6 protein-coding genes are annotated in these 16,993 nt (G+C 33.5%); 5 read left to right on the top strand and 1 reads right to left on the bottom strand.

Going from position 1 to position 16,993, the window contains the following annotated elements; genetic code table 11:
• Nucleotides 1–81 precede the first annotated feature (81 nt).
• The 5 genes from ACJJV4_RS02605 to ACJJV4_RS02585 all read left to right on the top strand — a co-directional run bounded on the left by ACJJV4_RS02605 (nucleotide 82) and on the right by ACJJV4_RS02585 (nucleotide 12,812).
• A complete protein-coding gene (locus ACJJV4_RS02605; RefSeq protein ID WP_405291834.1) occupies nucleotides 82–849 on the top strand; it encodes a T9SS type A sorting domain-containing protein in 768 nt (255 codons plus the stop codon).
• Between the two features lie 273 nt (nucleotides 850–1,122).
• Complete coding sequence (locus ACJJV4_RS02600; RefSeq protein WP_405291832.1) at nucleotides 1,123–5,400, top strand: two-component regulator propeller domain-containing protein; 4,278 nt, start codon at nucleotides 1,123–1,125, stop codon at nucleotides 5,398–5,400.
• Nucleotides 5,401–5,594: 194 nt separating this feature from the next.
• Nucleotides 5,595–8,699: a SusC/RagA family TonB-linked outer membrane protein gene (locus ACJJV4_RS02595; protein ID WP_405291830.1), complete on the top strand. Its 3,105-nt coding sequence runs from the start codon at nucleotides 5,595–5,597 to the stop codon at nucleotides 8,697–8,699.
• A 59-nt stretch (nucleotides 8,700–8,758) separates the two neighbouring features.
• On the top strand, nucleotides 8,759–10,711 hold the full coding sequence (locus ACJJV4_RS02590) for a RagB/SusD family nutrient uptake outer membrane protein (RefSeq protein ID WP_405291828.1): 1,953 nt from the start codon (nucleotides 8,759–8,761) through the stop codon (nucleotides 10,709–10,711).
• A gap of 49 nt (nucleotides 10,712–10,760) precedes the next feature.
• Entirely contained in the window at nucleotides 10,761–12,812 is a 2,052-nt protein-coding gene (locus ACJJV4_RS02585) for a hypothetical protein (RefSeq protein ID WP_405291826.1), read from the top strand.
• 460 nt (nucleotides 12,813–13,272) lie between these two features.
• On the opposite strand, the gene ACJJV4_RS02580 is transcribed toward ACJJV4_RS02585, so the two are convergent.
• Complete coding sequence (locus ACJJV4_RS02580) at nucleotides 13,273–16,944, bottom strand: T9SS type A sorting domain-containing protein (protein WP_405291824.1); 3,672 nt, start codon at nucleotides 16,942–16,944, stop codon at nucleotides 13,273–13,275.
• Nucleotides 16,945–16,993 lie beyond the last annotated feature (49 nt).

The raw sequence follows: 16,993 nt of genomic DNA, 5'->3' as shown, positions 1-16,993 counted from the left end.
AACCAAATGGAAATCATATAAGAATTTAGTTTTAAGTAATACTAATTAGTTTTGTAACACTAAATAAATTAAATCTATTTTATGATGAAAAAATTACTTAAAAAAATTATGTTAACCATGGCAATAGGTGTCGCCTCAGCTACTTTTGCTCAAATTGATGTAACGTTTGTTGCGGCACAACCTACTCAAATTGGGGATGGTGGCATGGTATCACAATCTGCAAAAATTACTTTTACCGGTATTCCTGATGCAAACCAAGATCTTACTTTTAGAGCTAGGCTTTACAATACAGGAAGTAGTATTACAGGGGGCGGACAAATTGCTCAGTCTAACTTTTTTGATTTGAATAAAAGTATAACTTATGATAATGCACAATTAAAATCTACGGTGACTGATAATGGAATGACGTATGATGTTGAAATTGAATTTAAATTATTTGGCGACACTAGTTTAACCATTTCTAATCCACCAGCAGTACCAAACGTAGATTTTATGTTTAGAGTATTTTTAAACGGGACTACACCAGATTTTACTGGTTCAACGGTACCAGCCGAAGGAACAGCCGCGCATAGAAATTTCAGATTCAATTCTAATTTACCTATTGTACCTGAAGTAACTTTAAGCAGTAAAAAGTTAGAAAATATTTCTAAAAGCATTTATCCAAACCCGGTATCATCAGAATTAATAATTGGTAAGGATGTTAAAACTAAAACGTATAGAATAACAAATGTTTTAGGTAGCACTGTGAAAGAGGCAGAGGCAACAGGAAAATTAGATGTCTCTGATTTGAAAAGTGGCTTATACTTATTAATGACTGATTCTGGCGTAGCCAAATTTATTAAAAAATAGGAGTCTTAACTCTAGGCAAGAGAAGAGAGACAAAAAAATGTCTCTCTTCTCTTGTCTTTTTGAGGGTGATTTCTCAATGATTTTTATATTTTTCAGAAAAGAAACTATCACGTTTTAAATAATGTTATTTCTTGGTTTTATGGTATATGTGATAAATAAACCAAGGCATTTAAATAGTTTGTAAACGATAATTTTTACATTTATCACTATCTTAATTACCACTAAGTTATTTATAGCTTAGTGGTAATTGCGTAAATGATAAATTTCTAAATTATGCCCATTTTGTTATATTTGAACGAAGCTATATTTTCCACTATGACTATAAAAAACATCTTTTTAAAAAATATTAAAGCCATTCTTTCATTGACTTTTTCAGTGCTTTGTTTTAATGGAGCATTAGCTCAAAATAATATAAATTTTGAGCATATAAGCACAAATGATGGGCTTTCACAAAGCGATATAAATTGCATTTATCAAGATAAAGAAGGATTTATGTGGTTTGGTACTTTCGATGGATTAAACAAATATGATGGCTATACTTTTAAAAATTATCTTCCCAAAACTAATGATGAGACCAGTATAAGTAGCAATATTGTATTTACTATAACGGGTGATAATAATGGTGCGCTTTGGATTGGAACAACAGGAGGAGGATTAAATAGATTTGATAAGAAAACTGAAAAATTTACAAGATATAAATATGATACAACTATTGAAGGAGGTATTGATAGTGATGTTGTTCGAAAGGTGTTTGTCGATAGTAAAAATAGACTTTGGGTTGGTACTGATAAGGGCTTAAATGTTGTTAATCTATCACAAAATATTCAAAATTACAATTTTGAACACGTATTAAGCGAAAGAGATTTATCTATTAAAGCGATTTATGAAGATCTTAAAGGAAATATATGGATTTCTACTAATCGTAAACTGTTTAATGTAGTTAAAAATAAGAATGGCAAGTATGAATTTCTAAATGTAAATTTCAATAGTAAAGAAAGGCCTCAATTTATTACATCTCTAGGTGAAAATAAAAAAGGAGAGATAGTTGCCGGAACCTCTAAGGGGCTCTTTAGTATTGTAGATATTGGTAACAATCAAAAACAACTTAACATACGAGCGCTTAAAAACATTAATGTAAAAGATTTTTTAATAGATGATAAAAATCAATACTGGTTGGGCGCAACAGACGGATTGTACCTTTATCAGTTAGATGAAGGTTCCGAAATACTGAAAGAAATAAGCCACTTTGAGTACGACCCTATAGACGCAAAAAGTATAAGTAAAAATATTATAAATTGTCTATATCAAGATAAAACTGGAATTATTTGGATTGGAACTAATGGAGGAGGAATAAATAAGGTAAATCCTCAAAAAAAACGCTTTCAACACATAAAAAGAACTTCTAGCTCAACAAGTTTAAGTTATGATAAAATTCGATCGTTTTGCGAAGACAGTTATGGTAATTTATGGATTGGTACTGAAGGTGGAGGACTAAACCTCTTGTCAAAAAAAAATAATGAAAAAGGACCTTATAATCAATTTCAGGTTTTTCCAAAGATAGACCGTGTTTTTGCATTAATTGAAGCTAATATTAACGGTAAACAAAAGCTTTTAATAGGCAGTGGGACAAATAAAACAATTTATAAAATAGATTTGGAAGGTGGTGAGAATAGTGGTAAGGTGCAAATAGAACCTTTTTTTGAAACTGACCGCGCTACTTTTGCTTTATTACAAGATTTTGATAATATTATTTGGGCAGGAACGTACGGAGGTGGGCTCTATAGGATAATATTCGATAAATCTTCGAATAGTTACAAAAAGGATGTTTTTCGATATAATGCTTCCAATAATTATAGTATTTCTGATGATATTATTAGGAGTATATACGAGGATAAAAAAGGAGATATTTGGATTGGAACCGGAAACGGCCTTTCCAGATTAGAAGCTAGTGAGAAACTTAAAGATTATCCTAAATTTAAATTTTATCGAAACAAAGAGGATGATACAACTTCCATAAGTCATAATTATATTATGCCTATTTATGAGACCAGCAAAGGAGAGCTATATATTGGTACATTTGGAGGGGGAATTAATAAATTTGTGCCAGGTAAGGACGGTAGCGAAGATAAATTTGTATCTTATAATCTAGACGATGGTCTAGCAAACAATGTTGTTAAATCTATTTTAGAAGACGATTTAGGTAACTTGTGGTTATCTACTAACAAAGGCTTATCCAAATTCAACCCGAAGACAAAAGTTTTTAAAAATTACGATGTTAATGATGGACTTCAGGATAATGAATTTCAAGAACTAGCAGGTATAAAAAGAAAAAATGGAGACTTAATATTTGGAGGTATTAACGGGTATAATGTGTTTTCTCCTAGCGAAATTAAAAATAATGATGTAGCTCCTGAAACCGTTATTTCAAGCTTTTCTGTATTTAATAAAGAGGTGGAAGTTGGTAAAGAGTATAGCGGTAAAGTGCTTTTAGATAGTGCTGTAAGTTACACCAAAAAAATTCATTTAAAATATGATCAAAATAGCTTTTCTATAGAGTTTTCGGGACTTCATTTTGCTGCGCCTTTAAAGAATAAATTCTTGTACCAGCTAAAAGGATACGACCAAAATTGGTATCCTTCTAGCTCAAGTAAAAAATTTGCTAATTACACCAATATTCCACCAGGCAACTATATTTTCAAAGTAAAATCTTCCAATGGCGATGGGGTTTGGGATAAAACTCCAAGTAAAATAAAAATTATAATATCTCCGCCATTTTGGAGAACTTACTTAGCTTATATTTTATATGGTTTGCTAATTGTAGGCTTATTGATAGCGTTTAGAAGGTATGCTATTATAAGTACTACCAAAAAGCATCAGTTTGAACTACAAGACCTAGAGAAAGAAAAAAACGAAGAGTTACAACGCGATAAATTAGAGTTTTTTACAAACGTATCTCACGAATTTAGAACGCCACTTACCCTAATAAAGGGGCCACTAGAATATCTTAAGGAATCTAAGGCTATACTTGATAATGATGTGTTGCTAGAGCAATGCGAAGTCATGGATAGTAATGTAGATTATCTCATGCGCTTGGTAAATCAGTTACTTGATTTTAGAAAAATCAATCAAGGTAAAATGCAATTGGTAATTAGACATACTGAAATTATTAAGTTTATTAAAGACATCGGAGAACCATTTCAGTTTATAGCTCACAAAAAGAATATCAATTTTAATATTAAGTCTGAAAATAAAACAATAAAAGCTTGGTTTGATCATGACGCTTTAGAAAAGATAATGAAGAACTTATTGTCTAATGCCTTTAAGTTTACTCCTGATAGCGGAGAAATAAATGTTGAAATTGCTAAGGAAGATGCTGCAAATCATGATGAATGTTTTGTTGTTATTAAGGTTAGAAATTCTGGGAATGGTATTTCTAAAGAAGAAATTGAAAATATTTTTGATAGGTTTTATTCCAAAACTAAAAAAATAGAAAATACTCAAACTAGCTCTGGTATTGGTTTAGCTTTTACAAAAAGCTTAATAAACCGTCACAAAGGAGAGATTGAAGTGGAGAGTGAACCAAATGGAATGATTTCCTTTAGCGTTAGGTTACCAAGAAAGAAAAGTATCTACGAAAATATAGAGGAAATTAGTATAAAGGAAAAAGATGATAGTGATTTCTTGATAAGAAGCTCAGAGTCCGAATCATTAGCTATTGATTTAAATGACGAAATTGAAGACGCTCCAATAGGAAATAAACGTTCTAAGTCACCAATATTATTAGTTGTAGATGATAATAAGGATATTAGAAAACTTATTAAAAATGCCTTAAAGAGTACTTTCGAAATATTAGAAGCGGCCAATGGTGTTGAGGGGCTTAAAATTGCTAATGAAGTGATACCAAATATTATTCTTACCGATGTATTAATGCCTGAAATGGGAGGTATAGAGTTTTGTAACCAACTAAAAAGTAATAATAAAACTAGCCATATACCTGTAATTATGCTTACAGCAAAAACTTCAAAAGAAAGCGAGATAGAAGGCTTAACTATTGGGGCTGACGGATATGTAAAGAAGCCATTTGATTTAAAAGTTCTAAGATTAAAATTAAGTAATACCTTAAATTATAGGCAAGAACTTAGGCGTAAGTTCAATAGAGAGGTAACCTTACAGCCAGAAGAAGTTACGGTGACTTCTATAGACGAAAAGTTTTTAGAAAACGCTATTAAAGTTGTAGAAAAACATATGATGAATACAGACTTTAGCGTAGAATTGATGGTACAAGAAATGGGACTTAGTAGAAGCCATTTGTACATAAAAATTAAAGAGTTAACAGGGTTATCTTCCAGTGCTTTTATTAGAAATATTCGACTTAAAAGAGCGGTGCAGTTGTTAGAGCAGAGTAATTTTACTGTTAAAGAAATAATGTACATGACTGGGTTTAATACGTCTTCTTACTTTTCAAAATGTTTTAAGAAACAATTTGGAGTTCTTCCAAGAGATTATATTAAAAATTTAAAGGCTGAAAAAGCAAAATTGAAAGACTCTTAAATAAAATCATTTCGTCTTTTTTACAGTAAAACCCTTTAAATAAGGTATTTATACGCATTGAACTCATATGTGCTAAAATTGAACTCATATAAGAAGCTTAAATAAATCTTAAATTTTAACATTTGGGGTAACTAAATTTAAACTAATTAAATATGAATTTGAAATTTTTGTTTAACTGCAAAGTTAAAACGTTCATGGCCGTATTACTAGGGCTATTAAGTTTTAGTCTTGCGAGTGCGCAGAGCAAGACAATTAATGGAAATGTGTTGGCAGAAGGCCAGCCACTTCCAGGAGTAAGTATTCTCGTAAAAGGCACCAACGTAGGTGCTGTTACAGATTTTGATGGCAACTACTTTATTAAGGCTAATCCAGATGCGATTTTAGTCTTTAGCTATGTAGGGTATGAAACCAGATCAATTTCTGTAAACGGAAAAACTACTTTAAATGTAACCCTTCAAACAGATTTGTCTACTTTAGATGAAGTTGTTGTTGTTGGTTATGGTAGCCAAAAAAAGCAAGAGGTTACTGGAGCGGTAGGCCAAGTTAAAGCAGAAGTGCTTGAGCAAACAACTACTGTAGATATTGGAGCTGCATTACAAGGGCAAATAGCTGGTGTAAATGTTACTTCTAGTTCAGGAGCTCCAGGAGAAGCTTCAAACATCTTAATTCGTGGGTTTAGCTCGCTTATGGATGGCCAAAATAGTCCACTTTATGTGGTGGATGGTATTCCTTTCGATTCGGATCCACAACTAAGCATTAGTGAAATTGAAACCATAAATGTGCTAAAAGATGCTGCATCAACTTCAATATATGGAGTAAGAGGTGCAGGAGGTGTAATTTTAATTACAACCAAGCAAGGTAAGGTTGGCCAAATGGATATTCGTTTTAATACGGAATATGGTATGCAACAAATTCAGTCAACGTTTAACAACATGACTAGGGAAGAGTATTCGTATCTTCATTTATTAAGATCAGCATTAAATACAAATAAACCTCAAGGAGGTGTTGATGGCGACATTCATAGAAACTCTAGTTATTTTACTAATGATACAGATATAAGTGATGTATTATTAAATAACAACGCTATTATTGAAAACCATTCCCTAAATATATCTGGAGGTAACGAAGGCTTAACCTATAATTTTAATGGTAGCTTTTTTCAACAAGAAGGTGTGTTTTTCAATTCTAATTACAAAAGGTTTAACGTGCGTGCCAATACACAGTTTACCAAAGGAAAATGGAAAATTGTAACAGGTTTAACTTTTAAAAGAGATGATAAATTGGTGCCTTGGGGAGGTATGATGAACCGAATTATGGATTATCAAAGTTTTAAACCAGCTATCGATTTAAGTGACGATGCTATTGCAAATATTTCTGAAGTAAGCTTGGATGACCCCTTGAATGATTGGCAACTTAATGAAGCGAGAAATTTAGCAAATGCTTTAAGAAATATTAAAACCGAAGAAAATAGGGCCGGAAATAGCCATACCGGGAATTTGCAAGTGGAATATGAAGTTTTAGATGGATTAAAATTAACCACGAGATTTGGCGCCACTTTTAATGATGAAAAATGGGTTAGAATTGTACCAAGGTATGATATTTATAATACTGAAGGTAGATTAATTACCAACCCTAATAATATTACACAGCAGAGAATTACAGATTTAACGTCGTCTAAAGTAACATCTGAAATGTTTGCAACATATAACAAAAAATATGGTAAGCATAAATTTAACTTACTTTTAGGAACATCTTTTGAAAAATCGAAATATGAACGTTACAGTTTAGAGGTTAGAAATAACCTAAACCCAGCCATTACAGTGTTAGATAATTATGAGTTACTTTGGGATATTGAGTCTGGAGGTTTCGATTATACTAGAACACTATCAGGTAACATTGCTAGACTACAATATAATTTTGCTGGTAAGTATTTATTAAGTGCAAGTGGAAGATATGATGGGTCTTCGCAATTTAGCGAAGGAAATAGATGGGGATTCTTTCCTTCTGCTTCAGTGGGTTGGAACGTAGATAGAGAAAATTTTTGGAAAGCTTTAAAACCTGTAGTGAATTCGTTTAAAATAAGAGCTGGTTATGGTACTGTGGGTAACGATAGGTTTGCTACTTATAGTAACCAAACGGTGGTGGAACCAGGAAGAGATTATGTATTTGGAAGTAATGATGTTTCAGGTGATATTAATAACGGAGGATCTGAACAAGGAGCTTTAGGTACAACACAATTAGAATATTCTAATGAAAACTTAGGCTGGGAAACCTCTGTTGAGCAAAATATAGGACTTGATCTTGGGTTATTTAAAAATAAGTTTACCATTACAGCAGACCTTTATAAGAATGAAAAGAAAGATTTATTATACCAAATTGTAAATCCGCCATCTACAGGAGTTTCTGGAGCATATCGTAATACAGTTTTTAATGTAGGTAATATGGAAAATACAGGTTTCGAACTTGGTACCAAATATAACTATAGAAAAAATGATTTTAACTTTAATATTTCAGGTACGTTCACAACTAACACCAATTTAGTAACCAAAACAAGTGTAAATAACCCAATTATTTTCTTAGATAGAGGATTTATATCAACTAAAGGGACTCAGGAAATTGTTACGGTTATTACTGAAGGTTATGAAGCGGCTTCTTTCTTTTTAAGAGAAACAGCAGGCATTATTAACACACCAGAACAATTATCAGCATATCAATTAATCGACCCTAGTGCTCAAATGGGGGAACTCATGTATGTAGATCAAAATGAGGATGGTGTTATTGATGGTGATGACAAGGTATATGCCGGTAGTGGAACTCCAGATTTTGAAACAGGTTTAAATATTTCGGCTAATTACAAAGGCATTGATTTTAGTATGCAGTGGTATGGAGCATTTGGTGCAGAAATAATGAATGGTAACAAGGCTTATGCTTACCAAGGTGGTGTGCATAAAGATTTATTTTACTCTTGGACAGAGAATAATACCAATGCAAATATTCCTTGGTACAATGGTAATAATACCAGATCATACAGAGGTGGATCAACTTTCTTTTTAGAAAATGGAGATTTCCTTAGACTTAGAAGTGTTATTATCGGTTTCTCATTTCCAAAAGATATTATTGCACAAATGGGCTTAAGTAAATTTAGGTTTTATGTTCAGGGACAAAATTTACTTACTATTACAGATTACACAGGGTTCGATCCCGAGGTAGGAGGTAATGGTTTAAGTACCAGAGGTATTGACCAAGGAAGATATCCTTTATCTTCTCAAATTAAGGCGGGTATCCAACTTCAATTTTAATTTAAAACAAGATGAAGATGGAATATATATATACAGAATTTAAAAAAATAATGTTCACAATGAAAAAGACATTTTTAAAAGGAATAATTCCTCTACTAGTGTTGGCTGCTACTTTGCAGTCATGTGTAGATGAGTTAGAACAAGTAAACCCTAATGCGCTTACTCTTAGTACGTTTTGGCAAAACTCTGGAGATTTAAACACAGGTTTAAATACGGTATACGCTGCATTACGAGACGAAAATATTCTAGGAATAGAATGGGATTATACACGAACGGATATTGCAGTACCATTTTCTATGAGAAGCAATACGTCAGGAAATCCAATTTATGAGCAATCGTTCGATTTAACAACCAATCAAGTTCAAAACAAATGGGATGCTTGTTTTCTAGGTGTATTTAGAGCAAATCAGGTTATAGACGCATACAAAAGGCTCGAACCTTCCCTTAATGGCGAAGAAGCCAAAACATCAGCTAGTTTAATATATGCTCAAGCTAGAGCTTTGAGAGGTTATTTTTATTACGTTTTACATCATTCTTATAACAATGGTAGCCTACCAATTTTTAGCACAGTTCCTATTGATATTGACGATTTTCAAGTTGCTTTTTCTTCCTCTGAAGACGTTAAAGAATTTTATAGAGAAGATCTTAACTTTGGTCTAGGTAATTTACCAGGAACTTATAACTTGTGGCAATCTGAAGTTGGTAGCGGTAATTTAGGCCGTATTACGGGTGGTTTTTGTGAAGCTTTAATTGCAAAAAGCTATATGAATGAAAACGATTTTACTAATGCAGAGTTGTATTTAAAAAATGTAATGAATAACTACGGTTATGAACTACAAGACGATTTAGCCAAGTGTTTTACAGGAATTGCAGAGTTTAATAATGAGTCTATTTTTGAAGTGAATTATTCTTACGATGCCAATCCGCTCGGAAACGATGAGCAAAACTTGTCTCAAAGAATTTCTCATAGATTAAACGATGGTAACCAAGTTCAATTTACAAGTTGGTTAACACTTAAGTATAGAAATGAGAGACCAGATCCAGCTGATGATGCGAATTATGTAGATAGAAAAATTTATGATGAGCAAGGTAATGCTGTGTTAGATCAATTTGGTAACGATAGTTTACAGGTTGATGTTTTAAGAATGTATGGCTGGCGTATGAATAATTCTATGTCTTCTGTAGACGATAGAGATGATTTAATGTATGGTGTTGAATCCGCAGAATATGGTAGATCGACTACCGCATCTACACATTCAAGACAATTTCCAAATTTTATTAAGAAATTTACAGGATGGAATACTGATAACGGAGGTTTAGGCGAAGATGAAGCGACTGAGAAAAATGATAGATCTGATATAAATATCCCTATTATGCGTTTAGCTGAGGTATATTTAATGTATGCTGAATGCATGATTGAAAAAGGAGATTTGTCGGAGGCGTTAAGATATATAAACCGTATTAGAAAACGTTCTCACTTAATATTATTAGGAAGCAGTAGTGATGCTGGTGCCGAGTTTGTTGGAAATTCAACATACTATAATGATATAGATTTAGATCCTTCAAATGGTGAAGAGGCGGTTACTTTAACAAATTTAATGGAGCATTTAAGATTTACCGAAAAACCATTAGAATTGTCGTTAGAGGGAGATAGAACTATTGATTTAAGACGATGGAACGTTTGGAAACAACAACTAGAGCATATATCTACTTTTGAGTACGATGCATGGCATTTTAGAAATAATGAAATGGGAAAAAACCCTATTAGATTTAGATGTTTTATAACACCTGCTGGTGTAATACCATCATTAGATCCAGCATATTTAAATACAGATACTCCGGATTATGCTTATAGGTTTCCAAACAATTTGCAAGCTAATAACAACAGGAGAGCAAATGAGCCGCATTTAAGAGATCATTTAGTAGGATCACAAAACTTTATAGAAAATGTGCACTCATATCTTCCTGTACCACAAGATGAGATTAATTCGAACATAAAATGGAATCAATAATTTAAATATTCAAATTAAAAATTGAAGATTTATTATAAAATATAAGATTATGAAAAATTATAAAAACATATTAAAATCATTGTTTTTGTTACTTCTAATGTTAACAATTTCCGTTAGTTGTAATAACGATGATGAATACATACCACCCGGTTCTTTTACCGATCTATCTATTACCATGACATCTGGAGCCGCTGCAGTAAGAGAGGCTGAAGTAAATGGGTTTTTCTCCTTTTCAGATATTTCTGCAGGGGCGCAATCAACAAGTTGGACTATTCCGGATACTTCTTTTTTCTTAGAAGGACCAATACCGAATAACCTCACTAATCATGACGATTATATTATAGAGGATGCAAACCGTAAATCATCTGGAGAAAAAACAGTACATGTTATGTTTAAAAAAGGAAACTCCGATACTAAAATAAAGTATCGCGGTGTTTTCTTAGATTCAACGTCATTTATATTCCCTGCGTATTGGGATGCAGATTTGAATACTGCTGTAGAAGATACTATTAAAACAGTGCGGGTAAATGATAAATGGGTTGCAGAATATTGGTTTTCAATAGATGTTTACGATACCGTTTTAGCAACACCGCAAGTGAGATATTTGGATGAAACTATTCTAGACCATACAAATACAAACACCGTTACAGTAAATTTTGGAGATAAAATGATTTTTGAAGATTTAAGTGGGGTGTTAGCAGACAATAATGCAAGACCAAACACAACGCTTTGGAGAATGCATAGCATTGAGGAGAATGAAGAAGACCAAGAAAATGTTTTAAGAAGAACAAGTACTAGGGTAGAGCTAGAAGAGCCTGTGATTGATACGCTTACTTTTAGTGAATTGGGTGAATTTAGAGTGGAGTTAACCGCTACAAGAGAACGTACCGAAAATTTAAAAATAAGTCAGGATATATATGATATTCCTACAATATTTAAAGTTGTTCCTTTAACAGATCCGTTAACGCAAATAGGTAATGTTCTAGAAACAGATATGAATGTTGTTGAGGTTACTTTAAGCCATAAAATTATTGAGTTAGAAAGTTCTGTGTTAAATAATTTTAAAGTTGAGGTAGATGGTGTAGAAAAAACTATTACTTCTGTTGCGAGAAATGCTAATGGCACCAAATTACTAATTAATTTAGACGATGATCCTATACTTCCAACTGATGACGGGAAAATGGTTACTGTTTCTTACGATGGTAGCGCTAGTGATATACTTCAATCATTCGATGCTCGACCTTTAGAAGCGTTTACTGATGTTGCTATAGAAGTTTATGTACCAACGCCAGTTATTCTAACCGGTGAAATTATGGAAGCTGAAGATGAAACGATACAAGTAACTTTTGATCAGGAGATAAATCCCGATACTTTAGGAGCTAATGCTACAGATGGATTTGAAGTTTTGGTTAATGGTATTGGTTTTTCTATAGCTTCAATATCACTTAATTCAAGTGATGCAAGCATTTTGGATATTGTTTTGAATGACCCTATTTACAATTCAGATGCTATAACGGTATCTTACGATGGTTCTGGAAGTATTCAATCTATTGGAGAAGGTGCTGTACAGGCATTTACAGCTCAATCGGTAACGCCATTTATTAATAATCTTTTAGAGAACTATGGATCTTTCGAAGGTACGCTTGGGGATAACTGGATAGAAGGAGCTAGTGGTACGGGAGCTATTGTAGAATTTACAACCGAACAAGTACATTCTGGAAATCAAAGTCTTAAAATGACTAATGATAAACCAAGGTTAGAAAACATTGGGGCAAATACATTAAGTTATGAAGATGGAAAAACATATATCATTTCATATTGGAGATATATCCCTTCTACAGTTGTGTTTGACAATGGTTTTAGAGCTGGCGATGCGGGCTTAAAAATATGGTTTATGCTCGGTACATCTAATGCGGCTGTTACACCGCGTTGGTTTGCTAATGGAGACCCAGTGCAAGATACATGGGAATATGTTGAAGCAGAATTTACACCTGGAGCGACATCAAACTCAGGTTTAAGACTTCAGCCAGTCCCTACATCTGGTACGGAATACACTCTGTATTATGATGATTTTATGATTTACGAAAAAGAGGCGAGATAGTAATTTAGTTTTAGTTTTTATAAAAAGCCAAACCAATATTTAATTGGTTTGGCTTTTTTTTGCTTAATTTTTTTAAGATTAGATATATTCTGCTGAAACTTTAAAAAATTAAAAAACTATTAGAAGTATCGATATATTAGGAGCTTCTATAAAAAGTCGATTATGTATTGAAATTAAGCTGATAGTAATATGCTTTGAACTTTATTCTTGTGTCTTCGGAATTATTGAAAAGGATATATTACTATTATTCTTTTGAATCACTAAGAATTCGTTTTTATCAGACAATCAGTAAAAACTAGGTTTCAGAACATAAAAAAGTGCCCTCAATGTAGAGAGCACTTTTTTTATTTATTATTGCGTGTATGCACTATAATTCAGACACTTTTAATTTGGAATGAATTATTTTTACCAGAAGGATTCGAGATATAAATGTTAAGGATAGTTCTGAAATTAAAATAGTTTAATTAATTAAAACTTTAAGAGTTGAAATTTCTGTTGAAGTTGAAATTTTTACAATATAAAGACCTGTATTTAAGCCCGTAACAAATATCATTTTATTATTTGAAGTTATTCCTTCTTGTATTTTTTTTCCTTGAATGCTCCAAATAGAATATTTAGCATCACCTTTAATATTAGCTATTTTAAAGCTACCTGTTTTAACAGGGTTTGGGTAGATCTTGATGGTCTTGTTGTATTCAATACTGTTCTCATCCGCAGATAGGCTAGTGGTATTGATACTAGCTTTATACCAACCGCTGCCCCAACCAGCAGACCAAATAATATTTTGATCATAAGGGTCTGGTTTTAAATCGACTATTCTGTCGGCGTGTGCTAAGCCTTTATTAATTTTTTTCCAAGTAACTCCTGCATCAAGAGAAAGGTAGGCTCCCGGATTTTTAAAATTATCAATCATAGAATAAATTTGAGCCGCTGCAGAAATTAAAATAATATTTGCGTTTACAGGAGAGGTTTCTGTTTGCCATATAAAAGGGGCTTCAAAAATACGTTCCCAATTGGCTCCGTCATCAGTACTTCTCCAAACACCACCGGCATTGAGAGTTCCAGAACGTGAACCTGCAGAAAGAAACATGTGTTTAGTATTTCTATCAATAAATATATCGTTAATAGACTCTATTTCAGAAGGAATACTCATTTGTGTCCAATTTACAGCACCATCAACAGATTTATATAATGTTCCAGGAAAATTTAATGATGCAAAAATGGTTTGAGGATTGTCTGGATGCATAGCTATCTCACTTACGCTAGCATTAGATTGCGGGTTAGGATTGTTAACAGACCATGTATAGCCTCCATCATTAGATCTGTAAATTCCATATTCACCTTGAGTTAAAGTAGGGCCTGGGCCAGTTCCTCCAACCCCTCTTACATTTCGATTCACTGCAATAAAATACATATTATTGGGAGTAACGGGGTCTATTAGAAAGGAACGCTGATGTGCAACACTTGAAGAGATGTTTGAATCCGCATCAAAAATGGTTGCTATGTTTGTCCAAGTCTGGCCACCATCTGTAGATTTGCGTACTTTTCCTCTGTGAGTTTGGCGGTCTACTAAAGTATAAATAGTGTTCGGGTTATTAGGGTGCACGGCTACTGTAGATATTGAATGTGCAGATTTATAACCTCCAGTATCAAAAGTTTGACCTTCTATTTGTTCTATCACAACTGCTTCTGTATTGGACCAACCATCTAAATTTGTGGTTTGCCATAAGCCGTGCTCGCCACTGCATAGTAACTTACGATCTTGCATGCCTGTTTCAAGTAACATAAATCTACCAGGTAGTGCATTGTTACCTCGTCCTATCCATTTGTTACTACCAGTATTGGTTTCAAAATCATCAATTTGCTCCCAGCTATCCCCGTTATTATTGGATCTAAAGGTTTGTTGTGCTATAACGGTAAATACATCACCATTGGCATTAATGGCCAATGCTCGAGCACCTTGAATTTCCTTAAGTTCATCCATTTCTGTTTGTACATGAGAGAAATCCATATTAGCAGTTGTTGTGCTAAGACCGGTTTTGGTATTCCAATAGCCGGTATTACTATTGCTTAGCCAGTATGCGCCGTTTCTAGCACAAGGAAACCAAGTGGCACCTCCATTTTCTGTTTTCCAAATATCACCTGGGCCAAAACCATAGTCGTGCTTTGTATTTTGAGAAATATAAATTTCATTTTTGTTTAGAGGATTAACAACTATTCTGTTAAATACAGATAATACATTAGATGGATAAGTAGTGTATGTCGATTTAGAAGTATTTGTACCAATACCAAACCAATATCCTAAAGATCTATGGTAGCGATCACGTGCCGACCAATCTGTAATTGTTGTAAAATCTATGCCTAAATTACCTGTAATATTGATCCAAGTTGCACCGTTATCTGTACTTTTATAAATACCTCCAGTAGAGTTTATAGCTGTACCGTTTGCAGTAAAAACAGTTTGCTCTACTAGAAATAAAGTGAAATTTCCGGTGGAAGCATCGAAATGAGATGTTAAATCTCGCGGTAAGTTATTAGGTAAACCTGCTGAACTAGCTATCCACGTTTCTCCAGTGTCACTACTTATAAAAACACCATGGCTAGTTGCCATAATCATATTTTGTGGACTGTTTGGGTTGAATATAATTCGTCCCACGTCTAAATCATTAGAAAGGTTTGTAGCTACTTTTGTCCATGTTGCGCCTTTATTTATTGTTTTCCAAACGTATCCATAGCTAGCTCTACTTTGTTTTTGCCCGTGAGGATTTGCTAGGTTTCTACGTACATTTTTTACGTTCCAAAAATCACCGGCTCCTAAAAACCAGATATTATCATTTGTCGGGTGAATAGCAAGTTTTGAATGTACTAGGCCCATATTAGAAACGGGAGTCCAACTTCTTCCTCTGTCATTAGTTTCATAGATTTCACCTCTTGTATTTGTAGAGGTTTGGTTACTAGAAAAAGCTATTCCATAATCTGGATTTTGTGTTGAAAATTGAATATCAATCACGCGTCTCATATCTAATCCGGAGCCATCATAGTCTTTTAAGGTTTGCCAAGTTTGTCCGCCGTCCCAAGTACCAAAACTAGCATGCATATCTGGTCCGCTAAACATAACATTTACGTCTGTTGGGTGGCACCAAAACTCCTCGCAATAGCCAGATGTACCAGGAGCAAAGTTTATCCATTCTACATTTTGATCTGATGTCATCCGTTCTGTTTTTATTTTTTCAAAAAAAGATAATTCAGGATCACTTATCGAGCTTTTGATAATGGCATATTTTAGCATACTATCTATTTCCCAAATGTTATTAAAATCAAAGGTGTTATAGCTAGCGGAGTTTAGTAATTGTGCTGTGTTTAAAGCTGTTGCATGGGCATCAGTAGCACCAGTAGATGCTGCGTAATATGCATTTGTTGGGGGAATACCATCCTTTTGTGAGTTACCGGTTTGTACTGTTGTAATGGCTTGATTAGCTCCACTTATTGATCCGTAAAATGCAACTCTGTTAATGGTATGCTGGCCGCGAATAGAACCTACAATACCTCCTGAGCCCCAATTAGCAGTTATTGCAGTAGAACTATAGCAATCTTCTACTTTTTGCGTGCCTCCTACCATCATAACGCCAACAATTCCACCTAGCCATCCAGAGCCATTTGCGATAATGGCGCCTCCTTTTGTATAGCAGTGTGTTACCGATGCATTACCTTCCGTAAAGCCAACAATTCCGCCAATGCGGTTATTGGTACCTGAAGCGGTAATACTTATGTTGTTAATACCTAGTCGATTTATACTTCCGGTTAACGCACCTATAAAGCCTGTTCCAATATTGTTTCCGTTGGGAGTAATAGTTAAATTAGAAATGATATAATTATTTCCTTCAAAAGTCCCTGAAAAGTATGTTGTAGAATTTCCTATTGGTGTAAAAGATTGGCCAGACATGTTTATATTATTGCCTAGCTTAAAGTGTTTACTCCAATCGCCAGAACTTGCTGATAAATGTTCTAATTGGGTTGTTGTTTTGATAATATATGGGTCTTCAGAAGTTCCAGAACCTGAATCGTATTGAGCATATAAATTGATTTGAAAAAGTAGAAATAGTAAACAGACTATTTTAATATTTGCTTTCATTTTAGTTTAATTTAGTTGTATTCTACAAAGCTAGTTCTATCCAAGGGTA

The organism is Algibacter sp. Ld11, from assembly GCF_045066735.1.
Lineage (GTDB): Bacteria > Bacteroidota > Bacteroidia > Flavobacteriales > Flavobacteriaceae > Algibacter.
Note: the sequence above shows the minus strand (reverse complement) of the source record. Positions and strands in the feature narration are given on the sequence as shown.

Bases quoted from the DNA above. Each gene is read 5' to 3' on its own strand.
- ACJJV4_RS02590 (WP_405291828.1), top strand. From the start codon at position 8,759: ATGAAAAAGACATTTTTAAAAGGAATAATTCCTCTACTAGTGTTGGCT.
- ACJJV4_RS02580 (WP_405291824.1), bottom strand. From the start codon at position 16,944: ATGAAAGCAAATATTAAAATAGTCTGTTTACTATTTCTACTTTTTCAA.
- ACJJV4_RS02595 (WP_405291830.1), top strand. From the start codon at position 5,595: ATGGCCGTATTACTAGGGCTATTAAGTTTTAGTCTTGCGAGTGCGCAG.
- ACJJV4_RS02585 (WP_405291826.1), top strand. From the start codon at position 10,761: ATGAAAAATTATAAAAACATATTAAAATCATTGTTTTTGTTACTTCTA.
- ACJJV4_RS02600 (WP_405291832.1), top strand. From the start codon at position 1,123: ATGCCCATTTTGTTATATTTGAACGAAGCTATATTTTCCACTATGACT.
- ACJJV4_RS02605 (WP_405291834.1), top strand. From the start codon at position 82: ATGATGAAAAAATTACTTAAAAAAATTATGTTAACCATGGCAATAGGT.